The sequence below is a fragment of the Streptomyces sp. CNX435 genome (assembly GCF_059570575.1).
This window is the reverse complement of record NZ_JCANTA010000014.1, coordinates 84,327-107,665: the sequence shown is the minus strand read 5'-3', so window position 1 is coordinate 107,665 and position 23,339 is coordinate 84,327. Positions and strand designations below refer to the sequence as shown.

Genomic DNA, 23,339 nt, shown 5'->3' with positions numbered 1-23,339 from the left:
CCTGGACAAGCACCTGTACGCGGTGGACGCCGCCACGGGCCGGCGGCGGTGGGCGTTCCGTACCCGCGGGGCCGTCACGTCGTCGCCGTTCGTGGCCGGCGGGGCGGGCTACGTCGGCGGCATGGACGGGCGGATGTACGCGGTGTCGGTCCGCTAGGTCCGCTACGTCCGCTACGTCCGCCGGACCCTGCTAGGACGCGGGGCCGGGATCGATCGGGGTGACCGGGGTGGCGTCGTACAGGTCGGGCTGCAGGGACAGCACGGGCCTGCCGTCCGGCCAGGTGCCCGAGGGCAGGCTCGCGGCCACGGCGTGGCCGATCCGCCAGTCACCGTTCACGGTCCCGGCTGCGAGCACCTCATCCGTGCCGAACGGTTCGATGGTGAACAGCTCGCGCGAGCGGACGTAGTCCCCGACGCCGTGCTTGTCGCGTTCGGCGGCATACAGCGACAACGCCGGCACATGCAGGCTGCCCTGCCCCCGGCCGGCTTCGACGTACAGCCCGAGCAGAACCGGGTGAGCCCGGTACAGCGCAAGCAGCGCCGTGTGATCCAGGATGACGGAGACCCTCACGCGGCAGCGCCCCGCTGCCCGCCGCCCTGATGAGCAGCGATACGCGCCCACAGCTCCCGGCCCGCGGCCTCGTCCTCCTGCTTCACCCTGACACCGAGCGTCGCCTCCAGGTCCGCCTTGGCCCGCAGGGCCCGCTCTTCCAGCTCCGCTGCGGTCAGCGCCGCGTCGGCCAGTTCCTCGACCAGCTCGCCCATCGTCAGGCCCCGCTCCTCGGCAAGCTTCCGTAGCCGGTCCCGGGTCGCCCTGGTGGTCTGGATCGTCGTGTTGTCCGTCGCCATAGCGTCACTATAGCGCTGCGCGGCGCAAGCTGGCGGCGCGGTGCGAACCGCCGGCAGGCACCCCGTGCGCCCGATGTCAGACCCACGCGCGATGCTCGAATCCTGATCACTTCTCCGCGCAACCCCTAAGGATCCGAGAATGAGCAACCTCGACGAGCTTCGCTCCGCCGTCCGCGGGGAGGTGCTCCTGCCCGGCGACGCCGGATTCGAGCCGGCCACCCGGCCGTGGAACGCCGCCGTGCCGCAGCCCTCCGCCGCCGCCGTCGTAGTGGCGGCCGAAGCCGACGACGTCGCCGCGCTGGTCCGCTACGCCCGCCGCGCCGGCGTCCCGATCGCCGCCCAGCCCAGCGGGCACGGCGCCTCGGGCGACGTGGCGGGCGCCGTCCTGCTGCGCACCCGCCGCCTCGACGAGGTGCGCGTCGACCCCGCGACCCGTATCGCCCGCGTCGGCGCCGGGGTGAAGTGGGGGCGCGTACAGGAAGAGGCGTCCCGGCACGGGCTGACCGGGCTGCCCGGCAGCTCGCCCGTCGTCTCCGTCACGGGCTACACGCTGGGCGGCGGCGTCAGCTGGTTCAGCCGCGCCCACGGCTGGGCCGCCGACTCCGTCACCGCCTTCGAGGTCGTCGGCGGCGACGGCGAGCCGGCCCGGGTGACCGCCGACTCCGACCCTGAGCTGTTCTGGGCGCTGCGTGGCGGCGGCGGTGACTTCGCGCTCGTCACCGCGACCGAGTTCCGGCTGCACCCCGCGCCCGCCCTCTACGGCGGCCAGATGCTGTGGCCGGGGACGCAGGCCCGGCAGGTGCTGGACGTCTTCCGTACGGTGACGGCGAAGGCGCCCGACGAGCTGACCGTCTGGACCGGGCTGCTGAGCTTCCCCGGTGCCGACCCGGTGATCGCCGTCCACGCCACGTACCTCGGCGAGGGCGCCGGGGACGCCGGGCCCGAGCTGCTGCGGCCGTTCGACGCCGTCGAGGGCCGGCTCGACGACAACCGCGCCCTGCTGCCGGTGCACGAGCTGGGCACCATCACCAACGAGCCCACCGTCCCCAGCCCCGGGATCCTCCGCGGCGAGATGCTCACCGCGCTCGACGACACCGTGGTCGACACGCTCCTCGCGGAGCCGATCGCCCCGCTGTTCGGCGTCCAGCTGCGCCACGTCGGCGGTGCGCTGGCCCGCCCGTCGGACTCGCCGCACGGGGCGCTGACCGAGCCGTACGTCCTCTACTTCTTCGGCGTGCCGGTCTCGCCGGAGGTCGCCGAGGGCGTCGTCGCCCGCCGGGGCGCGCTGCTGGAGGCGCTCGGCGACTACGTCCCGGGCCACAAGCCGTACACGTTCCTCAGCGCGGGCGAGCGCGCGGCGGACGCCTTCGGGGCCGAGAGCCTGGCGCGCCTGCGGGCCGTCAAGCGGGCCCGCGACCCGCAGGGCGTCTTCCGCAGCAACTTCCCCGTCGACAAGGACTGAGCGTGGTCACTTCACCACCCGGGTGAACTCCGCTGTGCGCACGGCGTCCTCGTGCTTGAAGTCGAGGAACAGCCGGTACGTCCCCGGGCCCGGCACCTGCGCGTGGAACGCCACGACGGGCCCGGGCTCGGTCGTGCCGTCGCCGGGGGAGCCGTCCGGGTGGACGTGGACGTACGCGAGGTCGTCGAGGCGCAGCGCCACCAGGTGCCCGTAGGCGGCGAGGTAGGGCTGCAGGTCGGTGACCGGTCTGCCGTCGCGGGCGAACGCGAACTCCAGCCGCCGCCCCTCGCCGGCCGCCGGCTCGCCGGTGAGCGTCACTTCGCGGCCGTCCACGGCGAAGGTGGCGGCGGGCCCGGGGAGTTCGCGCACGGGGCCGTCGCCGTCGCCGGCCGTGAGGTCCGCGCCCAGGGTGAGGGTGCGGCCGAGGGCGGCGGGGGCGAAGTCGGCGAAGACGCGGTGCGCGCCGGGTTCGGGCAGCGTGACGCGGACCGACCAGGTGCCGTCGTCCGCCTCGGCGGGGTGGACGTGGACGTACCGGGTGAGGTCGCGGCGTACGACGATCAGGTGGACGAGCTTGTCGTGGATGGGTGTGAGGTCGGCGACCGGGCGGCCGTCGCTGCCGAGGAGGCGGAAGCGCAGCTCGGTCTCGACGCCTGAGGGGAGGGTGGTGGTCTGCAGCGCCAGGGTGTAGCCGGCTTCGGAGCTCTGCAGGCCGGCGGGGCCGGCGGGGCCGTGGTGGGCGTGGGCGTCGTGGTGAGCGTGGTGGTGGGTGGCGTTCATGGTGGGTGTCCTGCCCTTCGGGTCCGGTTCGTTCGGGCTGTGTGGTGACGAGCGTAGCAGATATACCCCCGGGGGGTATATGACGGTGCCTATGCCGCGGTGGTCGTACGCTCCCGGGTGAGGCGTGCGCCGCGGGCCACCCGGTACGCCGCGGCGGCCTCCCCGCCCGTACGCTCCGGCCGCCACAGCAGCGCCGCCGCCACCGCGGCCACGAGCCCGATCGCCGCCAGCGCGCCCGCCGCCACGGCGGCCCCCGCCCGCGCCGCCAGATAACCGGCCAGCGGGTACGTCAGCAGCCACGCGACGTGCGACAGCGAGAACTGCGCCGCGAACGCCGCCGGCAGGTCCGCCTTCCCCGGCACCGCGCCGCGGATCAGCCGCCCCGTTGGCGTCACCATCGCCGAGGTCGCCGCCCCGAGGACGGCCCACGCGCCGAGCAGCGCCGGCCAGGTCCGTACGCCCGCCGCGAGGCCCGCCCCGACGACGGCCAGCACCGGCGCCGGCACGAACGCCGCCGGCAGCATCACCGCGCGGTCGCCGACCCGCTCCAGCACCCGGGGGAGCGTCAGCGCGACGGCCATCGACCCGGCGCCGAAGGCGCCGAGCGCGAGCGACACGTCGCCGACCGGGCGGTCGAAGTGGTCGCGGACCAGGACGACGGTGTTCACGACCACCATCGCGCCGGCCGCCGCCACGGCGAGGTTCAGCGCGAGGAGCGCGCGGAGCCGGGGCGCGGAGCCGAGGAGCTTCATGCCGTACGCGGCCCGGGCGAACGCCCCGCCGTCCCCGCGGGTCTCGCGGGGCGCCGGCTTCGGCAGCGCCACGGCGACGACCAGCACGGCCGAGGCGGCGAAGCCGGCGGCGGTGCCGAGGAAGAGCCGGTCGTACGTGATGAGCGTCAGCAGCCCGGCGGCGAGCACGGGGCTGAACAGGCTCTCCATGTCGTACGCCAGCCGTGACATCGACAGCGCCCGGGTGTAGTCGCGCTCGGCGGGCAGCACCTCGGGGATGGTGGCCTGGAAGGTCGGGGTGAACGCCGCGGAGGCGGACTGGAGTAGGAAGATCAGCACGTAGACCTGCCAGACCTCGGTCACGAACGGCAGCGCGAGCGCGACGACGCCGCGCACGAGGTCGGCCGTGACGAGCAGGGCGCGGCGCGGGATGCGGTCGGCGAGGGCGCCGACGACGGGGGCGATGCCGACGTAGGCGACCATCTTGACGGCCAGGGCGGTGCCGAGGACGGCGGAGGCGTTGCCGCCGGCGAGGTCGTAGGCGAGGAGGCTGAGCGCGACGGTGGCGAGGCCGGTGCCGACGAGGGCGATGGCCTGGGCGGCGAAGAGGCGCCGGTAGGTGCGGTTGCGGAGTACGGAGAACATGGCCTGACCCTCATCCCTTGCTCATGTGCGCATGTACGCATGTACGCACACGTCGAACGCAGGAGTGCGGGGGACTATTCCCGCGGCGGTGGATCCGGACTCAGGAGTGCCAGGGTTCGCCGGTCATGAGGTGGTCGGCGTGGTTGAGCGCCTCGGCGACGAGGCCGCGCAGGTGTCCGTCGCGCAGCGAGTACACGACGCGGCGCCCCTCCTTCCTGGCCTGCACCAGGTTGGCGAGGCGCAGCTTGGCGAGGTGCTGGCTGACGGCCGGCCGGGCGGCGCCGCTGGCGGTGGCCAGCTCGGTGACGTCGGCCTCGCCTTCGGCGAGCAGCCACAGCAGGTGCAGCCGCGTCGCGTCGGAGAGCAGCGCGAAGACCGTGCTGGCGGCTTCCAGCTGCTCCCGGTCGGGGGTCCACTCGTGGCGGTGGACGGGGGCGGCTGGCGAGGGGTCGGTGTCGCGCTCCGGCATGTGCCCATCGTATGGCCGTACGAGGCGGCCGGCGGGGTCCGGCGGGTTAGGCCGGTCCGTCGGGGTCAACGGGGGCTCATGAAGCGGTACATGCCGACGGAGTCGTGCGCGGCGACGTCGGCGAAGCCGAACTTCTCGTACAGGAATCGCGCGGGCCCGTCCGCGATCAACGACACGTACGCGGTGACGGGCGCCCGCCGCTCCAGCTCCGCGGTGAGCGCGCCCATGATCCGCTTCCCGAGCCCCCGCCCCTGGTGTGCGGGGTGCACGCACACGTCCACCACCTGAAACGCGGTCCCCCCGTCCCCCACGACCCGCCCCATCCCGACGGCCGCCCCGTGGTGGTACAGCACGACGCCGTACCAGGTCCGCGGCAACGCCACGGCCGCCGCCTCGGGCGCCTTGTCGGAGAGCCCGGCATCGGTCCGCAGCCGCCGGTAGACGTCGACGGAGGGCACGCCGGGGCGTATCTCGTAAGGGTCACTATCGCTATCCATGCATTACACCCTAACGGGCCCCCGACCGAGGTACCGCGCCGCGTTCACCCCCGGCGGTTCCTCTTGACCTCAATCAGGTCCAGCTCGAACGCGCCCTCTTCGACCGCGGCCCGCAGCCGGGTGAGCGCCAGAGCCCGCCGCCGGTGCTCCAGCGCCTCGCGCAGGGCGGTGTCGACGGCCTCCCTTGTGGTGCTCGTGCCGAGGGTCTGGCCGTTGTTCAGGTCGATCACCGTACGACTCACCTTGCACCTCCGTAGATATCAGCAAAGCCGACCGTGTCCGAAACGGCGGGGATCGTGTGGGAAGTATGCCTGTTCCGGCGGGTCGTGCCCGGGTCGTGCCCGGGTCGTGCCCGTGCGTCTCAGGGGTACGCCCAGAAGGTCATCACCTCGTAACCGCCCTTCCCGGCAGCGCACCGGATCAGGCAGGCTCAAGATCGAACAAACGCACAGCGTGGCCTGCCGACCAACGGGCCACATGTCCGTACCACCGTGGGGGGAACCACACCATGCTTCACAGCCACCGCCGCAAGGCCGTCCTCACCGCCGCCGCTCTGCTGGCCACGACCGCTCTGCTCACGTCCTGTTCAGGGGACTCGGGCGGGGGCAAGAAGTCGAGCGGTTCCGGGGGGTCGTCGGTCTCGGACTCCGACGCGAACGCCAAGTCCGACGGCGGCGGTGCGGCTGCCGTCGACGACACGGAGGCGCAGGCCGGCGGCGAGTCGGGGGGCGGGCCGGGGGCTGAGTCGGGGGGCGAGTCGGGGGGCGAGGGTGCGACCGGCACCTGGTTCGGCACCGTCTCCTACCTGGCGCCCGGCAAGTACACCGTCACCGACATGAAGGACACCGAGCAGGCGTTCTTCACCTCGACCGACACCGACATCCAGGGTGCCGGTGAGATCTGCGGCGACGCCGACGGCCAGGCTGCCACCCCGTGCAGTGAGGAGGAGCTTGAGGCCGCCGCCAAGAACGGCGTCTCCGCCAAGGTGACGCTGGAGAACGGCACCGCGGTCAGCATCGTCGAGGACCACGCCAGCAGCGGCGGCGGCGACGGCTCGGACACCGGCAAGCCGTCCGGTCTCTTCTCCGGAGAACTCGGCTACCTGGCCCCGGGCAAGTACACCCTCGTGGACAGCGACGGCTCCGAGAGGGCGTTCTACACCGCCACCGCCACGACCATCAACGGCGACGGCTGGATCTGCGGCGAGGGCGGGGGCGGGTTCGACCGCTGCACCGAGGGCGACCTCGAAGCCGCGGCCAAGAAGGGCGGCGTGCGGGTCGTCGTCGACATCGACAACGGCAGCGCCGTCACCATCGACGAGGAGCACAACTGATCCGTCACCGACGCGAGTGCCGAACCGCGGGCTCTCCCCGAACATTGGGGTGAGCCCGCTTTCGCGTCTTCTTCGTAGCCGGTTCCGGCATGCTGCAAACGGACCAGGTGCAGGTGAAAAAACCGTCTGGAAGGAGGATTCTCCGGTCACGTTGATTGCGGCGGCAAAGTAACGGTCAGGTATGGGCGCCGTGATGACGGGTAGCTGCATACAACGCCTGTCGAGCAGAAGTCCACATCAGGGGGACACGATGACGACATTCGTGACGCGCGACCGCGGGCCCGGGACCGGCCCCGAGACCGTACTCGGCCCCGAGACCGTACTCGGCGCCGACCCGCTCGCCGGCCTCGACCTCCCGCCGCTGCCCGAGCTGCGCGAGGTGAGTGCGGACGACGCCCGCGCCCTGTCCCGCGTCCTCTTCGCCCGGCTGGCGGAACTGGAGGAGGGCACGTACGCGTACTCGTACGTCCGCAACACCCTCGTCGAGCTGAACCTCGCGCTCGTGCGCTACGCCGTCAGCCGCTTCCGGCTGCGCAGCGAGTCCCGCGAGGACGTCGTCCAGGTCGGCACCGTCGGCCTCATCAAGGCGATCAACCGCTACGACCTCGCCGAGGGCACCGAGTTCCCCACCTTCGCGCTGCCGACGATCGTCGGCGAGATCAAGCGCCACTTCCGCGACACCTCCTGGGCGGTGCGGGTGCCGCGCCGCATGCAGGAGCGGCGGCTGACGCTGGCGAAGGCGAGCGCGCGGCTGGAGCAGACGCTCGGCCGCGGGCCGAGCGTCGCGGAGCTGGCGGAGCAGACGGGGCTGGACCCGGACGAGGTCGTCGAGGGGCTGGTCGCCGCCAACGCGTACACGACGTCGTCGCTCGACTACCACGCCGTCGACGAGGAGGGCGAGTCCTTCCTCGCCCGGCGCACCGGCGCGCCGGACCCGGACCTGGAGAAGGTCGACAACCTGGTGTCGCTCAAGCCGCTGGTCGAGGCGCTGCCGGAGCGCGACCGGAAGGTGCTGGACCTGCGGTTCGGCGCCGAGATGACGCAGAGCGAGATCGGCGCCGAGCTGGGCGTCTCCCAGATGCACGTGTCGCGGCTGCTGAGCGGCATCCTGCGGCGCCTGCGCGACGGGCTGACCGAGCCGGCGTGACCGCACCCCGCCCCCGCGGGCGGCGCGGGCCGGCGCCCCCGGCGTGCGGCCGGGCGGCGCGGCTCCTGCGGGCCGCGGGCCGCGGCGCGCGGCGCGTACGAGGACGCCGCCGCCCCGCGCGGCGGGGCCGAGTGGCCCAGCTCAGCCCAGGGCCTCGATCGCGCGTAGGACAAGCGCCCGCGCCTCGGCCCCGTACACCGCGAGCTGGCGCAACTCCTCGAACGCCTTCAGGTACAGGGCGATCTCCGCCGGCTGAGTAACGTTGATCTCGGCGGAGACCAACTCCACCGACACGAGCTTGTCGTCGAAGACGTGGAACGTCTCCCGCGGCCACTGGGCGCGGTCTTCGGTCGCTGCCGGGATGATGCCCAGCGACACTGCCGGAAGGGCACCTGCGGTCAGCAGATGGCCGAGTTGGGCGGCCATCGCGTCGGCGTCACCGACGCGATAGTGCAGGACGGCCTCCTCGATCAGCAGCACGAAACGGTGCCCCGGTTCGTGGATGATGCGGGAGCGCTCGACTCTGGCACGTGCCGCTTCCGCGGCGTCGTCGGCGGGCAGGTTCTCGACATCGACAACGGCCCGTAGCACGGCCGCCGCGTAGCCCTCGGTCTGCAGGAGACCGGGGACGAGAGTGGTCGAGTACATCCGGAACAGCGCTGTGTCGCGATAGAACCGGATGAGGCTGTCCTGCAACTGCTTGAGCCCGCCGCGGATCTGGTGACGCCACTCCCTGTACATCGACTCGGCGTTGAGGGACTGAGCGATCAGGTCCCGGGCTTCGCCCTCCGCGTGGGCAGCGGTGCACCAGGCACGGATGTCCTTCGCCGACGGCCCGGTGAGGGCGTTCTCTATCCGGGAGGTCTTGGAGTGGTGCCAGCCGCACAGGCGAGCCAGCTCGATGACGGTCAGTCCGGCCTCCTTGCGAAGGGCGCGCAGCCGTCCGGCGACGACTTCACGCGCGGCCTGGGCGGAGGAGGACGGGGAGACGGGCATGAGGCGGCTTGCCGGTCCTTTCTCTCAGCGGATCTCGTACTGGTCGTGCGGGATGGCGCGCTCCCACACCGCCGCAAAGGCGGCGGCGCACAGCTTGGCCACGGCCGGGTCCTCGGTGACCTCGTCGGCGGTCCACGCGCCTTCGCCGCTGAAGTGGTTCCAGTGCACCCAACGCTCGTCGAACAGCCAGAAGTCGTTCCCGGGCAGGGCGACGTCCGACGCGCGCCGACGCGGCAGCCACCGCACCTGCTCGCCGGCCAGGACGTTGACCGAGGTTCCACCGTGCTCGAAGCGGATGTATGCGCTGACCGGCTCAGACACGATGCGGGCGCGGCGAACGTCGACACCGCGGGCAACTGTGCGTGAGATCAAGTCGACCCACGGAGCCCAGTATGCCGAGGCGGGATCGGTGTCCCGCCGTCCGGTGCGGTGCCAGTTGGCGAAGTCCTCTGCCTCGTCGTCGACTCCGTAGGCGTCGCGCATCTCCAGGTGCACTGCTGAGCGGGTGCAGTCGGCCATCAACTCATCGAATCCCGGCGCGCTCGACGGCATCGCACGCCTCCCTGATCATCGGCACCATCCTGGCGGGAATGCGGATGACGGCCTCCCCCTCGGGGATCCCCTCGGCGTGGCCGGGGACCTCGAACCGGGCGCATTCCGCTGCGAGTTCAGGACCCGGCTTCCAGCCCTGAAGTACGAGATCCCCTTGCTTCTGGTCGATCCACACGGTCGGGCTGTTCTTGTTCCCGGTGTCCAAGGGCGGCAACCCGTCACCCGGCCACCGCTGACATAGCCGGAAATGTCAGTCCCCGCGGCTACGGTGCCGCGGGGGCCGACCTGGACCGAGGAGCACGATGGGCAGCAAGCAGAACGGCACCGGCCGCGTCACCGTCTACCGGCTCACCCACCGCTGGCCCGACCGCCGCTGCCTGCTCGCCTACACCACGACCGGCGCCTTCGGCTCCACCGCGGTCGTCGGCGTCCTGCCCGTGCCGGAGCTGGAGCACCCCGATCTGCTCGCGGTCGCCGCCGACCATCACGCCCCGGGGCTCTACGGCTCCGGCGGCGGGCACGACCACGCCTGCGCCTGCTGGGTCATCTGCACCGGCTGGTCCGCCCGCATCGGCGGCTCCGGCCGCCGCCTCGACGTCAGGGACACCGCCTGGAGCCTGCGCCTGGACCGCCGCATCGAACTCGCCAGGACGATGTACGGCCACGACGCGCTCCACACCGGCACCCTCACCCTCGACGACGGCGAGCTGATGAGGCAGGCCCTCCCACTCGCCCGCTGACGGGACGGCCCCCGCCGGTGGCGGGGGCCGGTTGCGCGGGGTCGGTGGAGGTGCGGGTCAGCCGTGGCGCTTGGCGAACTCCACGAAACCGATGAACGCTTCCCGGGTCAGGGTGAGGTGCGGGCCGTCGGGGTCCTTGCTGTCCCGGACCAGGAACTCACCGGTGGTCGCCGCGTGCTCCGGCGCCCATTCGATGCACTCGCCGCCGTTGCCGCCGCTGTGGGTGCTCTTGGCCCACGCAACCTCGACGCAGTTGCCGCCCTCGCCGCCGCTGTAGGTGCTCTTGACCCACTGCAGGGGGCGAGGGGCATGCGTGTCGCTCATCTGGTGTACTCCTCCGCGGTCTCTCGGATCAGGGCCAGGGATTCCTCGGGATCGCGGGCGGACGCCCGCAGACGCTCGTACGCCGTGCGCGCGTTGTCCACCGCCGCGGCGGAGTCCGTCACGTGCCCCTGCCCCCTGCTCTCCGAGTACAGGACTGTTGCCCCTTCGTCTGGCGTTAGCAGGATAAACGGCAGCGACGACGCGGGAGCCCCCGCGCAGAAGCGCAGAACCTGAAGCGTGATGTGGGGGTTTCCCGCCTCCGAGGCAAGGTGTCGGAGCTGGTCGGCCATGACGGCCCGGCCGCCCACCTCGGTGCGCAGCGTCGCCTCGTGAAGGATCACCCACAGCCCGGGCGGCTTTTCGCGCACCATGACCTTCCGACGGGTCAGCCTGGCATCGACCCGGGCCTTGATCTGGTCGTCGGTCTCGCGCGGGTGCGTTGCCCGGAACGTGGCCTCCGCGTAGTCCGCCGTCTGCAGCATCCCCATGATCAGCGTGTTGGAGTAGTCCTCGATCCGCTTGGCCTGCTTCTCCAGATTGATGTACGGCACGAACCACCCGGGGTGCCCGCGCTCGCTCACCCGGACCAGTAACCGGGCGAAGTACCCGGAGGTGTCGAAGAAGCGGTCGCATCCCTCGGCGAAGTACATCGACGCCCTCGCCTTGCCGTGCTTGACCTTGGACACGTACGGCTCCTTGTAGCCCGTGGCGTCGGCCAGTTCGCGCTGACTGGCGCCCTTGTGCGCAAGGGCCGCCGCCACCTCGCGCCCGAACCACTCCAGGCCGTTCGCGGGTTCACCGTTCAGTTCGGGCGATGACTCGGTCATGGGTTCAATCCCCCTTGTTCCAGGTGGTCTGGAAAGCGTCCCGGCCTGGTGAGCGTACGTCGCGGTGGTGATGCTGTGAGTACAAAGCGTGAGTATCCGACCCGCGTGAGTGACGAAGGGGGCACGGCCTCCGGACCGCGGCGCGGCTCGACCCGGAACGAGGTACACCCCATGACCACCCAGGCCCGTACGTTCACCAAGAACGCCCGCTCGGTCCGCCGGGCGCGCGACTTCGTCGCCTCGCTGGTGGGTGCGGCGGACCGGGCGGACGACATCCGCGTGTGCGTCTCCGAGCTGGCCACGAACGCGCTCCGCCACACTCCCGCCGGGCGGGTCTTCCTCGTGCGGGCCGTCGTGGAGGAGTGCCTCGTGCAGGTCGAGGTGCACGACGCCGGGGACGGCCAGCCCCGCCTCTGCTCCCCCGCGGACACCGACGACCGCGGGCGCGGGCTGCTCCTGGTCGCCGCCCTCGCCGACGACTGGGGCACCTCCGAGCGCAACGGCCCCGGCAAGGTCGTCTGGTGCGCGTTCAAGACACCCTGAGCGGTGCGTGACCGTGTGTATTACGCGCGAATTCCTGACAGTGCACTCCGCGTCCCAACACACTTGGTACATGCGGGATTACGGGAAGCTACCGGCAACGCCAGACCATCTCACCATCCGCGTCACTCACCGGGACGACCCCGTCTCCCAGGTCACCGAGCTGGACGCGATCCACGGCGGGCGGCGGTATCCGGGCGTACGGATTCGGGGACCGCTGTTCGGGTTCGCCGTGCAGACGCCGCGGGACCGGCCGCGGTGGCGGCTGCTCGACGCCATCGACACCGGGTTCCCCCAGGACGCGCGGGACGGGCTCAACTCGTACCTGTGGTTCTACGCGAGGGACGAGGCCAAGGACCACCGCGAGCGGCGGCGGCTGCTGGCCGCCGTGGCGCGGCTGGAGAAGGAGCGGACCGACGAGGTGCACGTCGGACGGGACCGCTACCGCATCGTGCGGACCGACGAGTTCGCCCGGATCGGTGACGGCGGGCTGGAGCCGCCCCGCCCCACCGATCACCCCGAGGACGACCACTGGGATCTGGAGAAGAAGGACCCCGCCTCCCGCACCGCGGGGTTCGTGGTCGACCATGCGGCGGAGGTGCAGCTCTCGGAAGGGCTGGAGCGGCTCGGGCTGCTTGAGAGCGTCTACACCTCGTCCCGCTTCCCGCCGGACGTCCTCGCCGACTCCCGGCGCGCGCTGCGGACTCACCCGGGGGTGGTGCTGCTGCCGCCCGCGTTCCGGGTGCTGGAGCAGCTGGAGGAGTCCTGGACGATGTTCCTGGCGAAGCCGTTCGGCACACCCCAGGCGGCCCGGCGCGCCCTGGCGGGCTACTTCCTCAGGACCGTGCCCATGCTGCGGGAGATCATCGACTGGGAGTCGGAATACTCCGAGCGGGACATCGAGGTCTTCGGGAAGGCCGCCGACCGGTTCATGCGGCAGCGGGGCCCGAACGAGATGCGGGCGCGGGGGCGTACGTTCCAGATCGTGCGCGTCGAACGGATGATGCGGATCGGACCGGACGGTCCCGAGCCGCCCCGCCCCTCCGACCAGGACCACCAGGGCCCGACGAAGATCCACCCCACCATGGATGAGCAGGGCAACATCTTCTTCGATGAAGGGGATGACGAAGAGTACGAGAGCGAAGGGGGCGCCGGGGGCGAGGGCTGACGCATCCGGCTTCCGGTCCCCGGCCCCGGGGCCGGCCGGCCGCGGGCACGCGGATGGCGTACGACGGCGAGGTCGCCCGCGCGCCGACCGCGTTCCTGGTGGATAAGCTCGAAAGAGCGCTGACCGTCTACCGGCCGGCCAAGGACTGACGCATCCCCGGGAGGCCCGATGTTCGAGGCACACGACATCCGTGAGTGGCGCGGCTACTCGGTCCGCGGCGCGGACGGCGGCAAGATCGGCGAGCTGGAGGCCATCTACGTCGACACCCGCACCGACGCGCCGGCCTTCGCCACCGTCAAGGCCGGGGTGCCGGGACGGCGGCGGCTGGTGTTCGTACCGCTGGCGGGCGCCTCCGTCAGCCCGGAGCACCTGAATGTCGCGTACGACAAGGGCCTGGTCAAGGGCGCGCCGTCGATCGACACGGACGGCGAGCTGGCGTCCGGGGAGGAGCCGGCGGTCTTCGGGCACTACGAGCTGGCATACGAGCCGGGCGCGGCGGGCGAACGCCGGCTGGCCCGGCGCTGACGCACCCGCGACCGCGGTACGTACCCGCGCCCGCGGCACGCACCCACCGCACGCCCACCGCGGTACGCAGCCACCTCGGTACGCGGCCACCGCGGCACGCCCCTACCGCGGCACCGCCGGCACCGCCCGGCGCCGCGACGGCCGCGCCGCCTCCTCCTCCGGCGGCGCCGCCCCACGCGCCAGCAGCGCGTTGAACTGCGCGCCCGCCAGCAGCGCCAGGTTCGAGAACCACAGCCAGATCAGGAAGACGACGACCCCCGCGAGCGACCCGTACAGCCTGCTGTACGTCCCCGCCGCGTACGACGCGTACAGCGCGAAACCCGCCGACGCCAGCAGCCACAGCCCGCCCGCCAGCAGCCCGCCCGGCACCGCGTGCGACACCGCGCGCGACTCGGGCGGGCCGGAGCGGAAGAGCAGCAGCACCAGCAGCCCGGCCACGAAGACCAGGAACGGCCAGCGCAGGAACTCCCACGCCGCCGCCGACTGCTCGCCGATCCCGAACGGCCGCCCGACCGCCCGCGCCACCGGCCCGGTGACGACCAGCGTGAGCGCCGCCGACACCAGCAGCGTCAGCAGCAGCAGCGCCATCGCCAGGATGGCCGGCGCGCGGCGCAGGACGGGCCGGCTGTCGGGGGTGCCGTACATCGCGTGCAGCGCGCGGCGGAAGACGGACAGGAAGCTGCAGGCGGACCAGACGGCGCTGGCGGCGCCCGCGGCGGTGAGGATCCAGGCGGCGGAGTGGCCGCGGGAGACGTCGTGCAGCGCTTCGTTGAGGGCGGCGCCGGAGCCGGCGGGGGCGATGCCGGCGACGTAGGCGATGAGGGCCTCGGTGCCGGAGGGGTCGGCGAGGCTGATGAGGGTGAGGGTGACGAAGAGCGTGGGCAGGACGGTGAGGATGGCGTAGTACGTGAGGGCGGCGGCGTAGTCGGTGACGTCGTCGTTCCACAGGGCCACCGGGGTACGGCGCAGGGCGGCGCGGTAGCGCGCCCACTCCGACGGCCCACCCCGGGCGTGCACCCCACGCTTCATCGGTCCAGACTCCGTTCTTCGCTCGCTCCGCTCATTGTCTACCGCTCTTGTCTACCGCCTCGGCCGTCGCGTGCGGGTTACCGGTTCTTCAACCGGCCGTCCGGGGCGGCGGCCGAGGGGCAGGTGGCCGAGGAGGGCCCCGGTGGCGTGGAGAACGGCGTCGTCGATGTCGAAAGCCCGGCCCGTGACGAACGTACCCGCATACGTGACGAACGTGCCCGCATACGCCGCGGCGCGGGCCGGCCCCGTGTCCGGCCCGCGCCGCGGCTGTCCTGGTGCGGTTGAGGTTGCTGTATGTGCTGTACGTGCCGTAGCCGGCTTCCGCTCAGGCACCCCCGCCGGGAGCGCCGTCCACGCCAGTGCAGACGGTTCAAACGGCCGTAACTCATCGCCGCCGCAGGTGTCACGGGCTTACTGCAACTCAAGGGTTGCAGTAATGGAGGCCATGTGCAATGCTTCAGTTGCAGATCGATCGACGCACGAGGAGGAACCGTGAGCGATATCGCGTACACCGACGCGGAGCTGGCCGAACTCGACCGGATCGCCCGGCAGATCGACATCGACGCCCCCGCCGACCGGGTCTGGGACCTCGTCTCGCGGCCCGGCTGGTACATCAACGAGGGCGCGGTCGACCCCGAGCCCGACCTGCGCCACGAGGGTGACGTGACCGTCGTCCGACACCCCGCGTACGGCGAGTTCCGCTTCCGCACCGTGGAGCTGGACAAGCCGCGCTACGCGGCCTTCCGCTGGCTCTCCACCCCGTCCCGGAACGAGTCGAAGGGCTCGACGCTGGTGGAGTTCTGGATCGACGAGCGCCCCGGCGGCGGGGTGACGCTGCGCGTCGTGGAGAGCGGGTTCTCCGGCCTCTCCGACGACCCGGCGGTGTGGCTGAAGGAGCGCGAGGGCAACGACAAGGGCTGGCTGGAGGAGCTGGCGGCCGGCAAGGCGTACGTCGAGAAGACCGCCTCCGCCGACGGCCCGGCCGCCGCCCCGGCGCCGCGGCCGTGACCGCAGCCGCCGCCCCCCTCCCCGTCGTGTGCGCCGCGCTCGGCGAGCCGACGCGCTGGACGATCCTCACCCGTCTCGGCGAGGGCCCGATGTCGGCGTCGGCGCTGGCCAAGGTCATGCCGGTCAGCCGGCAGGCCATCGGCAAGCACCTCGACGTGCTGCGCGAGGTCGGGCTGGTGGCGTCCGAGCAGCGCGGACGCGAGGTCGTGTACGTGGCCGTGGGCGCCCGGCTGAACGCGCTCGCCCGCGAACTGGACCGGATAGGCCGGGCCTGGGAGACCCGCCTGCTGCGCATCAAGGACCTGGCCGAACGCCCGCACTCGCCCCCCGCCCCGAACCCCGCCCCGAACCCCGCCCCGTCCCCCGCCCCGTCCCCCGCCCCGGACTCCGCCCCCGACCCCAGCCCGCCCCCGCCGGGCTGACCCGCCGGGGCCTGCGGAGCCTCCCCTCCCCGGCCGTCTTCCCGGCCGTCGCGGGACGGCCGGGGAGGGGTCCCGCCCCCGTACGGATAGACCTGACGGGTCGGATCCGGAGGTGGTGGAGAGATGGCGTTGCGCAAGATCGCATGGGGCGTGGGCGCGGTCCTGGCGGCGGCCGGGATCGCGCTCGTCGTCGTGCTGACCGGTTCGCCCGGGGACGGAGAGGCGTCCGGGGGCGACGCGAAGACCCCGCCGTCGGCGGGCGTCTACGCGTACATGACGGTGGACTTCGGCGAGAGCTGGGAGGAGACGACCTCCGAGCTGATCGTCGCCGACGGCACCGAGCGCGTCGGCCGCGCCCCGATCTCCCTCCTGGGCACCAGCCCGCTGTTCACCAGCGACGGCAGGTACGCCTTCACCCTGACGCTCGGCGACGAGATCGTGGTGGTGTCGGCGAAGACGGGCAAGGTCACCACCGCGCCGTGCGACGGCTGCAGCGACCGCAACCTCGAATGCCAGTGCCAGACGGTCGTGCCCTTCGGCGGCAGTGAGGTCGCCTGGCTCGGCCGCGGCAACCGCCTCACGACCCTCGACCTCGCCGCCGGGCCGCGCGGCCGGCCGGGCGAACCGCGGACGCTGGACGCCACGGTCCCCGTCGCGGACGGCTTCCTGGACGAGAAGATCAAGCCGACGCTGATCGCCGGCACGGACGGCGCCGCGCTCGCCGCCTACCCGCCGGCCGGCCTCCCGGGCGACGACCTCCTCCCGGCGTACGTCGTCACCGCCGGCGCCGAACCCCGCAAGCTCGACCCGGACCGCCCGGACTCCATCGACGCGGCGGCCTTCAGCCCCGACGGCACCCAAGTGGCGCTGATGGGAAACCAGGAGGACACCTGCGCCACCGTGACCGTCGCCGACATCGCGTCGGGCAAGGGCGAGACGGCCCCCGTGCACGCCGAGCCCGGCACGAAGTGCGACGCCGTCGACGTGTACATCGACAGCCTGTGGTGGGACGAAGACGGCACCCCCAACGTCTACTTCCAGGCCTCCGAGGACGCTCCCGGCGCCAAGGACGGCCAGCGCCGCCTCGACGGCGGCACGTGGGTCGCGCCCGCCGGCAACGCGGCCGACGAGACGCACCGGCTCCGCGGCGGGGCGACGGTGACCCGCGACGGTTGGAAGCTGCACGTCAGGGACGGGGACGGAACCCGCACCCCGATCGACCGCGAGGTCCGCCACGTCACCGTCGCCCCCCGCTGACACCGGGCCGCACACCGCCGTACACCGCCGCTCCCGCCGCCGGGCGCCCCATCGGACCTGCGCGTGGCGGGCGCGCGGACCGGCTCCACGACCACCTATGGGGCCATCTCCGGATCTACGCCGCACCGCTGACTTCAGCCGAGTGAACGATCCGCGATCTCCCGAAGCCTTGCGTCGAAGACGTCGTCGGGGTCATCGGTGATCGAAGCGAGCGCCACCATGCTCGTCGTGATCACGTCGCACAGCTCCTTGCAGAGGTCGTCGACCGTATGGGTCTTGCCCTTCCGCGGGTTCGTGCCGAGCATGCCGTGTACGGCTTCTGCGACCTCGCCGAACTCTTCCCCGATTTTGAGGATGCGCAGCAGGCGTGCGGTCTGGCCCGTGACGGGGCTCTCGGCGTCCAGCCACTCGCAGAGCGCCTCGATCGTTTTCCAGGTGTCGTCCATTGCAGTCCTTGTGTCGGCAGCGCGCACGGGGGTCTGGTCCCGGGCCGGGTGGCGGGGGTTGGCGCCGGCCCGGGACCGCTCACCCTCGACCTGAAGCGCACCTTGGCGGGCCGAGGGGAGTCTGTTCAGTCCGCCGAGGCGATCCCGACGGCGAGGAGGACGAGGACGCCGATGAGGATGTCGGCGTAGACCAGTTCGGCGATGCGGCCGTTCACGAGTCATCCAGGGGAACGGTGCACTCCGCCCACACCCGCTTGCCCCACGGCAGCGCGTCGACACCCCACGCCGTGGAGACCGCGGCGACCGTGGCCAGGCCCCGTCCCGACTCGTCGTTCACGCCGGCGTTGATGAGCGTCGGCGGGGTTCGGGCGAGGTCGACGACTGCCACCCGGACGCGCCGGGGCCCTACCCGAGACACCCGGACGAGAACCGCTGCCAGGCGCGCGTGCCGCACTGCGTTCGTCACCAGCTCGCTGATGACCAGGCACGCCGTGGCGTCGCAGGCTTCCAGCGACCAGACACGCAGCGAGGCGGAGACCAGCCGCCGGGCCTTGGCCACCGATGCCTCCGTGCGCGGCAGAGTCGCGCAGTAGGCAGGCACAGCCGTAGCGGACGACTTCGGCATCGTGCTCACACCGCCTCTCGGGCCGGAGAGTTCCCCGCTGCTCCCTGATCCTCCACGTCCACGGGCCGAGGGCCCGGGCGAGCACGGCACGCTCCGGTGAGCGCCGTCCAACGTCCCGCCTCCGGGCGGGTAAAGCCGCATGCGGACGGACTCGATGATGTCGGCGATGACGGCGAAGTCGAGGGGATCCCCAACCTCCGTCACCTCGACAGCGACGCGCTTGAGTGTGGTCATCACCACGCTCCTTGGTCTGGGAAGTACCGGGGGGACGTGCACTATTTCGGTCGTAACTTGCTCTGCCCCGGGCAGCCCTCGGGGTCGACCGCTAGCAAAGCGGAGATCGGACGGGGGTGGGGAGTGGGCTTCGGGGTTGTTCGGGGCGTTGTAGGTTGCTCAAGTTGAAAGGCGGTGGCATGAGCAATTTCGGTCTTGAGGGCAAGCGGTGCGTCCTGGCCGGTGGGACTCGGGGCATCGGCCTTAGCCTCGCCAAACTGCTGGTTTCGGCGGGGGCTGACGTGGCCCTCTGCGGCAGGGATCAGCGGCGTACGGAGACTGCGTGTCAGCAGTTGCGCTCTGACGGCTCCGGTGTTGTCCATGGTGAGGCTCTGGATGTGGCCGCGCCCGGCAGCGTGGAGGCATTCGTCGAGCGCTCAGCGGCTGCCCTCGGCGGTTTGGACAGCGTGGTGGCCTGTGCAGGTGGGGCACGTGGGCGCGGGTTGGGGGAAGCGTCCGGCGAGGAGTGGGCAGTCACCTGGGAGCTGAACGCCGGCTACAGTTCCCGGCTGCTCGCTGCAGCGGTTCCGCATCTGAAGGCAGTAGGCGGCGGCTCAGCGGTGCTCGTCTCGTCGATCTCCGGCTGGAAGCCGTCGCCCCAGGCCCAGTACGGGGCGGCCAAGGCCGCTCAGATCGCGATGGCGGCATCGCTGGCCCGGGAGCTGGGGCCGTTCGGTATCCGGGTCAATGCGGTGTCGCCCGGCTCCACACTGGTGCCGGGCAAGCGGTGGGATCGGATGCGGGAGCAGAGCCCGGAGGAGTTCGCGGTGTTCACGGGCGAGTTCCCCGGTGGGCGACTAGTGGAGCCGTCGGAGGTCGCCAGGGTGATTGCCTTCCTGTTGTCAGATTTCTCCAGCGGGATATCGGGTGCGAATATCCCGGTCGACCGGGCCCAGAACGCACCCAGTGCTCATGGGTATTAGGACTCAGGCAGCGCCGAGAACGGGGATGGTGCGCTGTTCGAAGTTACGGACGGCCGACTCGTTTCGATGGGGTGCCAGGCGGGTGCGGAAGTCGCGTAGGGTCTGCACGGAGCGTTCGGAGTGCACTGCCCCAGATCCGAGTTTGTCCAGCGCGAGCGTGGCGGTGTGCAAGGCGGCGTCGAGCTGGTGCTGCTGGAGTTGGGCGGTGGCCAGGAGGGACTGGCTGATGGCGTGCCGTCGTCCGCGTTGGGCGTTGGCGCGGACCGATGATGCGGCGCTGGCTGCGGCGTTGTGGGCGTCGCCCAGGTCACGGAAGCAGCGGGCGGCTTCTGCTTCGAGGTAGTGGCGGTCGAGGTAGCGCACCCAAGGGGATTCGTGGTCCGGCCCGCGGCTGGCATCCAGAGCTGCCTCGGCGGCGGTGAGTGAGGCCGTGGCCTGGTGCGTGTTGCCCTGGGCAGCGTGGCCGCGGGCGGCCATGGCGTGCAGGCGCATCAGGCCCAGCTGGCTGCCGCTGTGCTTGGCAGTAGCCAATCCGGTGCGGGCAAGATCCACGCCTTCTCGGGGGTGCCCGAGGTTCGTGGTCAGGTGTGAGAGGCCAGCCCAGATCTGGCCGCCGAGCACTTGGTCGCCCCCTTCCTGACAGAACCGCAGTGCTTGGATCATGTAGCGCTCTGCGAGTCCGTACTCGGCCGAGTCGTAGGAGCTCCAGCCTGCTGTGGCGGCGAGCTTGGCTGCGGCGGTGAACAACGGCCGCCGCTGCTTCTCGGGGATGCCGTGGCGTTGCAGGAGCGGGATGACCTCGGTGGTGAGGTAGTGGACGATCGCGGCGCGGACGTGGGCCCCGCCGAAGCGATTGTCCATCTCGTCGAAGGTCTGAATCATGAAGTGCACGGGCTCCACTACACCGCCGTCGCAGGCGGCGGCCAATTTCGGCGGCAGGCTGTCGTCGAGTTCGGCCAGCCACAGCAGCCAGTGTCGCTGCGGGTCGGCGAGTGAGCCCAGGGTGAAGGGCACTACGCCCAGCAGGCTGCGACGGGAGATGTCGATGGAGCCCAGTTCGGCGATCGTGTGCAGAGAGTCGGACACGTCTTCAGCGTAGGTCAGGGCGCGCACCGTGATCGGGGGCGCATCCGATTCGACGAAGCCGAGATCGGCGGGGATAAGGGTACGGCCCAAGCGCTCGGCGAGTGCGGTGGTGATGAACTCCGGCCCTCGGCCACGGGGGTGCTTGCCTTGCAGCCAGCGGGTGACTGATGCCTTGTCGTACCGGGTGGTTACTCCCTGGCGAAGTGCCAGGTCGTTCACCCGCCGGGCTAACCCTGCGTTGGACAGCCCGGAGTCAGCCAGGACAGCAGCCAGTCGATTGTTTCCGCCTGGGCGTCGGAGGGCTGGGGCCATCTGCTGATGATGCCCGTCAGCGCGTCAGAGTTCCAGCAGTTCGGGAGAGCGGGCGCTTCATGCAACCCACGTACAGCCGTACAACCCCCATGCCCCCTCCTGCCGCGGGTAAGGGCGCGCTGAAACTGACGGTGCCTGCCATCAATAACCGGAGGGGGTCCTGGTGACCCAGCCCGTCGTCATCCTGGACTGTTACACCGTCGAGCCCAGCGGTCTGGGCGTCCCGCCGTATCTCTCGACCTACGTGCGCACCGCGTACGCCGCCCTGGCCCGTGCCCGCCCACAGGCGGCGATCAAGTATTTGACGATCGACGACGTGCGCTGGTGCCTCGCAGGCGGTCGACCGTTGGCCGCGCCGCCGCTGAGCGACGCCCTGACGTACTCTGCGACCACCAACCGCGACAAGGCGATCGAGTTGCTGCGCGATGCCGCCGAGGTGCTCGTTGTCGCAGGTGACAAGGTGCCGTCGGTGCATCTGCACGCTGTGAACGGATCACTTCAGGAGATCGCGCGGGCATTGGCGTGCGTTCGGGGCCGGTGTGTGCTGCTCGGCCCGCTGGCCACCCATGCCCTGGATGAGCCGGCCGTGTACGCCGGGCTCTTCGACGCCGTGCACACCCATACGGTCACCTCCAACGACGTACTGACCGGCAGCCGCGCGGCTGCCGACTTCGCGCAGTTACGGGCCGACCGGGTCGCCTACGAGGAATTGGTCCAGCAGATGCGGTGGCGGCCGATCGCGGAGATCGAGCTGTATCGCGGATGCACGCGCCGGAGGTTCTGCACCTTCTGCAACGAGCCGGTCAAAGCCGCACGGGTGGAGTTCCGCGACGTCGACGACGTGCTGGAGGAGATCGCCCTGCTGTACGCGGCAGGCGTGCGCAACTTCCGCCTGGGGCAGCAGACCTGCTTCTTCTCCTACGAGCACCGTAACGAGGAAGCCATCCGTGCCCTGCTGGCCGGGATCCGTGAGGCGTGCCCGGAGCTTGAGGTGCTGCACATCGACAACGCCGACCCGCTGGCTGTGGCCTCGCCAGTGGGACGGCGCATCGCCAAGCTGGTCGCCGAGTACTGCAGTGAGGGCAACTGCGCGCCGATGGGCATCGAGTCCTTTGACCCTGAGGTGATCAAGCGCAACCTGCTCACCTGTACGCCGGAGGCACTGCTGCGAGCCATGGAACACATCAACGAAGCCGGTGCCGAACGCGGACCCGGCGGCCTGCCCAGGTTGTTGCCCGGCCTGAACTTGATCTACGGCCTTCCCGGGGAGACCCACCGTACGCATGTGGCCAACCTGACCTGGCTGCAGCGGATCTTGGACGCCGGGATGCTGTGTCACCGCACCAACGTGCGCCAGGCGCGGGTCTTCCCGGGCACCCCTCTGGCCGCACTGCAGGAGGAACAGCCTCCACCCTCGGTGGAGCGGTTCGAGGGGTGGAAGTCTGATATCGACCACTGCTGGGACGCGCCGATGAAGGCCCGGGTCTATCCGACCGGATCGCGTATCACCGGTCTGCGCGCCTTCTTCGTCACCAACCGCGGCACCTGGTATCGCAGGCTGGGCTCGTACCCCATTCAGATCGTCGAGTCCGAAACGGCGGCCGAGTTGGGCACCCAGGCAGACCTGATCGTCACCGGCCACGCCCCCCGCCTGATCTACGGCGCCCGGGATGCCGCCTAGATCCGCCCTCGCACTGCTGCGCCAGCATGATGACGACGCGGTACGCACCGTCCGTCTCGGCGTGCTGGTGCCGTGGGCGAACACCCAAGTCGAGACCGAGCTGCCACGCCTGGGCCTGCGGCACTGCGTCTTCCACCACGCCCGTCTGGTCCCTGCCTCTCGCACCACCGCTCTGGATGCCACCTTCCTCCACGACCTTCAAGCTGCCGCGTCCCAGGCCGCCGACTCACTCTCCCGCATCCAACTCGCCAGCACCGTGCTCGCCTGCACCTCTGCCGGCTTCACCACCACCACGCGCCAACCACTCGGCATCATCACCGCCTACGACGCGCTCTGCGCGACCCTGAAGAACCTGCGGTGTCAGCGCGTGGCCCTGGCCACCCCGTACCCGACGGACATCACCGAGGCGGAAGCCGCCGCCCTGCAACGCGACGGTTTCGCCCTCACCGGCCAGGCATCACTGGACCTGGCCGACGGCTACCCCGACATCACCGCGGACGTGATCGGCGAGCTCGTGGCCCGCCTCGGCAAGGCGCTGGCACAAGCGGATGCGCTCGTGCTCTCCTGCACCGGCTGGCCGACACTGGACTCACTCAGGCATCTAGAACACCAACACGGGCTGCCCGTACTCTCCTCGAACCTGGCCATCGCCATGTACGCGGCCCACCTCGCCACCACCTCCGGAGCCTGAC

General features: G+C 71.4%; 30 protein-coding genes. 14 read left to right on the top strand and 16 right to left on the bottom strand.

Annotation, left to right across the window (positions count from 1 at the left end):
* Positions 1-22 precede the first annotated feature (22 nt).
* Complete coding sequence (locus tag T328_RS22765; protein ID WP_496497981.1) at positions 23-157, top strand: hypothetical protein; 135 nt, start codon at positions 23-25, stop codon at positions 155-157.
* 33 nt (positions 158-190) lie between these two features.
* Here T328_RS22765 and T328_RS22760 read toward each other — a convergent pair whose 3' ends face one another.
* Together T328_RS22760 and T328_RS22755 are read right to left on the bottom strand one after the other, a co-directional pair.
* Entirely contained in the window at positions 191-571 is a 381-nt protein-coding gene (locus tag T328_RS22760) for a PIN domain-containing protein (protein ID WP_496497980.1), read from the bottom strand.
* Positions 568-849 carry a hypothetical protein gene (locus tag T328_RS22755; protein ID WP_496497979.1) on the bottom strand — a complete coding sequence of 94 codons (282 nt, stop codon included), beginning with the start codon at positions 847-849 and terminating at the stop codon, positions 568-570. The genes T328_RS22760 and T328_RS22755 overlap by 4 nt, the downstream gene beginning before the upstream one ends.
* 139 nt (positions 850-988) lie before the next feature.
* Between T328_RS22755 and T328_RS22750 the strand changes: the two genes are divergently transcribed.
* Positions 989-2,311, top strand: a complete 1,323-nt coding sequence (locus T328_RS22750) for an FAD-binding oxidoreductase (protein WP_496497978.1) — start codon at positions 989-991, stop codon at positions 2,309-2,311.
* 6 nt (positions 2,312-2,317) lie between these two features.
* On the opposite strand, the gene T328_RS22745 is transcribed toward T328_RS22750, so the two are convergent.
* The 5 genes from T328_RS22745 to T328_RS22725 all read right to left on the bottom strand — a co-directional run bounded on the left by T328_RS22745 (position 2,318) and on the right by T328_RS22725 (position 5,675).
* Positions 2,318-3,091 (bottom strand): DUF8832 domain-containing protein, encoded by a 774-nt coding sequence (locus T328_RS22745; protein WP_496497977.1) that lies wholly within the window; start codon positions 3,089-3,091, stop codon positions 2,318-2,320.
* An 89-nt stretch (positions 3,092-3,180) separates the two neighbouring features.
* Entirely contained in the window at positions 3,181-4,467 is a 1,287-nt protein-coding gene (locus tag T328_RS22740; protein WP_496497976.1) for an MFS transporter, read from the bottom strand.
* A 100-nt stretch (positions 4,468-4,567) separates the two neighbouring features.
* Positions 4,568-4,936: an ArsR/SmtB family transcription factor gene (locus tag T328_RS22735; protein WP_496497975.1), complete on the bottom strand. Its 369-nt coding sequence runs from the start codon at positions 4,934-4,936 to the stop codon at positions 4,568-4,570.
* A gap of 65 nt (positions 4,937-5,001) precedes the next feature.
* Positions 5,002-5,433: a GNAT family N-acetyltransferase gene (locus T328_RS22730; protein WP_496497974.1), complete on the bottom strand. Its 432-nt coding sequence runs from the start codon at positions 5,431-5,433 to the stop codon at positions 5,002-5,004.
* 44 nt (positions 5,434-5,477) lie between these two features.
* The gene (locus T328_RS22725) at positions 5,478-5,675 is read right to left on the bottom strand and encodes a type II toxin-antitoxin system VapB family antitoxin (RefSeq protein ID WP_496497973.1); all 198 of its coding nucleotides are present in this window, start codon (positions 5,673-5,675) and stop codon (positions 5,478-5,480) included.
* Positions 5,676-5,941: 266 nt separating this feature from the next.
* Between T328_RS22725 and T328_RS22720 the strand changes: the two genes are divergently transcribed.
* Both T328_RS22720 and T328_RS22715 read left to right on the top strand, forming a co-directional pair.
* Positions 5,942-6,766: a hypothetical protein gene (locus tag T328_RS22720; protein WP_496497972.1), complete on the top strand. Its 825-nt coding sequence runs from the start codon at positions 5,942-5,944 to the stop codon at positions 6,764-6,766.
* A 250-nt stretch (positions 6,767-7,016) separates the two neighbouring features.
* Entirely contained in the window at positions 7,017-7,913 is an 897-nt protein-coding gene (locus tag T328_RS22715) for a SigB/SigF/SigG family RNA polymerase sigma factor (RefSeq protein WP_496497971.1), read from the top strand.
* Positions 7,914-8,054: 141 nt separating this feature from the next.
* Here T328_RS22715 and T328_RS22710 read toward each other — a convergent pair whose 3' ends face one another.
* Genes T328_RS22710 through T328_RS22700 form a run of 3 tightly spaced genes read right to left on the bottom strand, consistent with a single transcriptional unit; the run spans position 8,055 to position 9,666 of the window.
* On the bottom strand, positions 8,055-8,909 hold the full coding sequence (locus T328_RS22710; RefSeq protein WP_496497970.1) for a helix-turn-helix domain-containing protein: 855 nt from the start codon (positions 8,907-8,909) through the stop codon (positions 8,055-8,057).
* Between the two features lie 24 nt (positions 8,910-8,933).
* Positions 8,934-9,461 (bottom strand): DUF6879 family protein, encoded by a 528-nt coding sequence (locus tag T328_RS22705; protein ID WP_496497969.1) that lies wholly within the window; start codon positions 9,459-9,461, stop codon positions 8,934-8,936.
* Positions 9,433-9,666: a hypothetical protein gene (locus tag T328_RS22700; RefSeq protein WP_496497968.1), complete on the bottom strand. Its 234-nt coding sequence runs from the start codon at positions 9,664-9,666 to the stop codon at positions 9,433-9,435. Before T328_RS22700 ends, T328_RS22705 begins: the two co-directional genes overlap by 29 nt.
* Before the next feature lie 97 nt (positions 9,667-9,763).
* Between T328_RS22700 and T328_RS22695 the strand changes: the two genes are divergently transcribed.
* Positions 9,764-10,201 (top strand): hypothetical protein, encoded by a 438-nt coding sequence (locus T328_RS22695; RefSeq protein ID WP_496497967.1) that lies wholly within the window; start codon positions 9,764-9,766, stop codon positions 10,199-10,201.
* A 57-nt stretch (positions 10,202-10,258) separates the two neighbouring features.
* Here T328_RS22695 and T328_RS22690 read toward each other — a convergent pair whose 3' ends face one another.
* Both T328_RS22690 and T328_RS22685 read right to left on the bottom strand, forming a co-directional pair.
* Positions 10,259-10,525: a DUF397 domain-containing protein gene (locus tag T328_RS22690; RefSeq protein ID WP_496497966.1), complete on the bottom strand. Its 267-nt coding sequence runs from the start codon at positions 10,523-10,525 to the stop codon at positions 10,259-10,261.
* Entirely contained in the window at positions 10,522-11,352 is an 831-nt protein-coding gene (locus T328_RS22685; RefSeq protein ID WP_496497965.1) for a helix-turn-helix domain-containing protein, read from the bottom strand. The genes T328_RS22690 and T328_RS22685 overlap by 4 nt, the downstream gene beginning before the upstream one ends.
* A 171-nt stretch (positions 11,353-11,523) precedes the next feature.
* On the opposite strand from T328_RS22685, the gene T328_RS22680 reads away from it, so the two are divergent.
* The 3 genes from T328_RS22680 to T328_RS22670 all read left to right on the top strand — a co-directional run bounded on the left by T328_RS22680 (position 11,524) and on the right by T328_RS22670 (position 13,585).
* The gene (locus T328_RS22680) at positions 11,524-11,895 is read left to right on the top strand and encodes an ATP-binding protein (RefSeq protein WP_496497964.1); all 372 of its coding nucleotides are present in this window, start codon (positions 11,524-11,526) and stop codon (positions 11,893-11,895) included.
* Between the two features lie 70 nt (positions 11,896-11,965).
* Positions 11,966-13,060, top strand: a complete 1,095-nt coding sequence (locus T328_RS22675) for a DUF5954 family protein (RefSeq protein ID WP_496497963.1) — start codon at positions 11,966-11,968, stop codon at positions 13,058-13,060.
* A 168-nt stretch (positions 13,061-13,228) separates the two neighbouring features.
* Positions 13,229-13,585 carry a PRC-barrel domain-containing protein gene (locus tag T328_RS22670; RefSeq protein ID WP_496497962.1) on the top strand — a complete coding sequence of 119 codons (357 nt, stop codon included), beginning with the start codon at positions 13,229-13,231 and terminating at the stop codon, positions 13,583-13,585.
* Between the two features lie 102 nt (positions 13,586-13,687).
* Here the strand turns inward: T328_RS22670 and T328_RS22665 are convergent, their stop codons facing one another.
* Positions 13,688-14,614, bottom strand: a complete 927-nt coding sequence (locus T328_RS22665) for a YihY/virulence factor BrkB family protein (protein WP_496497961.1) — start codon at positions 14,612-14,614, stop codon at positions 13,688-13,690.
* Between the two features lie 492 nt (positions 14,615-15,106).
* Between T328_RS22665 and T328_RS22660 the strand changes: the two genes are divergently transcribed.
* From T328_RS22660 to T328_RS22650, 3 genes are all read left to right on the top strand, one after another.
* Positions 15,107-15,622: an SRPBCC domain-containing protein gene (locus T328_RS22660; protein WP_496497960.1), complete on the top strand. Its 516-nt coding sequence runs from the start codon at positions 15,107-15,109 to the stop codon at positions 15,620-15,622.
* Positions 15,619-16,044, top strand: coding sequence for an ArsR/SmtB family transcription factor (locus T328_RS22655; protein ID WP_496497959.1), 426 nt, complete (start codon positions 15,619-15,621; stop codon positions 16,042-16,044). Before T328_RS22660 ends, T328_RS22655 begins: the two co-directional genes overlap by 4 nt.
* Before the next feature lie 123 nt (positions 16,045-16,167).
* Positions 16,168-17,301, top strand: a complete 1,134-nt coding sequence (locus T328_RS22650; RefSeq protein WP_496497958.1) for a hypothetical protein — start codon at positions 16,168-16,170, stop codon at positions 17,299-17,301.
* 134 nt (positions 17,302-17,435) lie between these two features.
* On the opposite strand, the gene T328_RS22645 is transcribed toward T328_RS22650, so the two are convergent.
* Positions 17,436-17,747: a MazG-like family protein gene (locus T328_RS22645; RefSeq protein WP_496497957.1), complete on the bottom strand. Its 312-nt coding sequence runs from the start codon at positions 17,745-17,747 to the stop codon at positions 17,436-17,438.
* A gap of 211 nt (positions 17,748-17,958) precedes the next feature.
* Positions 17,959-18,372 carry an ATP-binding protein gene (locus T328_RS22640; protein ID WP_496498063.1) on the bottom strand — a complete coding sequence of 138 codons (414 nt, stop codon included), beginning with the start codon at positions 18,370-18,372 and terminating at the stop codon, positions 17,959-17,961.
* A gap of 413 nt (positions 18,373-18,785) precedes the next feature.
* Between T328_RS22640 and T328_RS22635 the strand changes: the two genes are divergently transcribed.
* Positions 18,786-19,568, top strand: a complete 783-nt coding sequence (locus tag T328_RS22635; RefSeq protein WP_496497956.1) for an SDR family NAD(P)-dependent oxidoreductase — start codon at positions 18,786-18,788, stop codon at positions 19,566-19,568.
* A gap of 3 nt (positions 19,569-19,571) precedes the next feature.
* Here the strand turns inward: T328_RS22635 and T328_RS22630 are convergent, their stop codons facing one another.
* Positions 19,572-20,966 carry an NsdA family TPR-like regulatory protein gene (locus T328_RS22630; protein WP_496497955.1) on the bottom strand — a complete coding sequence of 465 codons (1,395 nt, stop codon included), beginning with the start codon at positions 20,964-20,966 and terminating at the stop codon, positions 19,572-19,574.
* Positions 20,967-21,129: 163 nt separating this feature from the next.
* On the opposite strand from T328_RS22630, the gene T328_RS22625 reads away from it, so the two are divergent.
* Both T328_RS22625 and T328_RS22620 read left to right on the top strand, forming a co-directional pair.
* Entirely contained in the window at positions 21,130-22,647 is a 1,518-nt protein-coding gene (locus T328_RS22625; RefSeq protein WP_496497954.1) for a radical SAM protein, read from the top strand.
* On the top strand, positions 22,637-23,338 hold the full coding sequence (locus tag T328_RS22620; protein WP_496497953.1) for an aspartate racemase/maleate isomerase family protein: 702 nt from the start codon (positions 22,637-22,639) through the stop codon (positions 23,336-23,338). The genes T328_RS22625 and T328_RS22620 overlap by 11 nt, the downstream gene beginning before the upstream one ends.
* Position 23,339 lies beyond the last annotated feature (1 nt).

What these genes read in the sequence shown, in the direction of transcription:
- T328_RS22755 (WP_496497979.1), bottom strand. Translation starts at nt 849, where the DNA reads ATGGCGACGGACAACACGACGATCCAGACCACCAGGGCGACCCGGGAC.
- T328_RS22750 (WP_496497978.1), top strand. Translation starts at nt 989, where the DNA reads ATGAGCAACCTCGACGAGCTTCGCTCCGCCGTCCGCGGGGAGGTGCTC.
- T328_RS22745 (WP_496497977.1), bottom strand. Translation starts at nt 3,091, where the DNA reads ATGAACGCCACCCACCACCACGCTCACCACGACGCCCACGCCCACCAC.
- T328_RS22740 (WP_496497976.1), bottom strand. Translation starts at nt 4,467, where the DNA reads ATGTTCTCCGTACTCCGCAACCGCACCTACCGGCGCCTCTTCGCCGCC.
- T328_RS22735 (WP_496497975.1), bottom strand. Translation starts at nt 4,936, where the DNA reads ATGCCGGAGCGCGACACCGACCCCTCGCCAGCCGCCCCCGTCCACCGC.
- T328_RS22730 (WP_496497974.1), bottom strand. Translation starts at nt 5,433, where the DNA reads ATGGATAGCGATAGTGACCCTTACGAGATACGCCCCGGCGTGCCCTCC.
- T328_RS22720 (WP_496497972.1), top strand. Translation starts at nt 5,942, where the DNA reads ATGCTTCACAGCCACCGCCGCAAGGCCGTCCTCACCGCCGCCGCTCTG.
- T328_RS22715 (WP_496497971.1), top strand. Translation starts at nt 7,017, where the DNA reads ATGACGACATTCGTGACGCGCGACCGCGGGCCCGGGACCGGCCCCGAG.
- T328_RS22710 (WP_496497970.1), bottom strand. Translation starts at nt 8,909, where the DNA reads ATGCCCGTCTCCCCGTCCTCCTCCGCCCAGGCCGCGCGTGAAGTCGTC.
- T328_RS22705 (WP_496497969.1), bottom strand. Translation starts at nt 9,461, where the DNA reads ATGCCGTCGAGCGCGCCGGGATTCGATGAGTTGATGGCCGACTGCACC.
- T328_RS22695 (WP_496497967.1), top strand. Translation starts at nt 9,764, where the DNA reads ATGGGCAGCAAGCAGAACGGCACCGGCCGCGTCACCGTCTACCGGCTC.
- T328_RS22690 (WP_496497966.1), bottom strand. Translation starts at nt 10,525, where the DNA reads ATGAGCGACACGCATGCCCCTCGCCCCCTGCAGTGGGTCAAGAGCACC.
- T328_RS22685 (WP_496497965.1), bottom strand. Translation starts at nt 11,352, where the DNA reads ATGACCGAGTCATCGCCCGAACTGAACGGTGAACCCGCGAACGGCCTG.
- T328_RS22680 (WP_496497964.1), top strand. Translation starts at nt 11,524, where the DNA reads ATGACCACCCAGGCCCGTACGTTCACCAAGAACGCCCGCTCGGTCCGC.
- T328_RS22675 (WP_496497963.1), top strand. Translation starts at nt 11,966, where the DNA reads ATGCGGGATTACGGGAAGCTACCGGCAACGCCAGACCATCTCACCATC.
- T328_RS22670 (WP_496497962.1), top strand. Translation starts at nt 13,229, where the DNA reads ATGTTCGAGGCACACGACATCCGTGAGTGGCGCGGCTACTCGGTCCGC.
- T328_RS22665 (WP_496497961.1), bottom strand. Translation starts at nt 14,614, where the DNA reads ATGAAGCGTGGGGTGCACGCCCGGGGTGGGCCGTCGGAGTGGGCGCGC.
- T328_RS22650 (WP_496497958.1), top strand. Translation starts at nt 16,168, where the DNA reads ATGGCGTTGCGCAAGATCGCATGGGGCGTGGGCGCGGTCCTGGCGGCG.
- T328_RS22645 (WP_496497957.1), bottom strand. Translation starts at nt 17,747, where the DNA reads ATGGACGACACCTGGAAAACGATCGAGGCGCTCTGCGAGTGGCTGGAC.
- T328_RS22640 (WP_496498063.1), bottom strand. Translation starts at nt 18,372, where the DNA reads ATGCCGAAGTCGTCCGCTACGGCTGTGCCTGCCTACTGCGCGACTCTG.
- T328_RS22635 (WP_496497956.1), top strand. Translation starts at nt 18,786, where the DNA reads ATGAGCAATTTCGGTCTTGAGGGCAAGCGGTGCGTCCTGGCCGGTGGG.
- T328_RS22630 (WP_496497955.1), bottom strand. Translation starts at nt 20,966, where the DNA reads ATGGCCCCAGCCCTCCGACGCCCAGGCGGAAACAATCGACTGGCTGCT.
- T328_RS22620 (WP_496497953.1), top strand. Translation starts at nt 22,637, where the DNA reads ATGCCGCCTAGATCCGCCCTCGCACTGCTGCGCCAGCATGATGACGAC.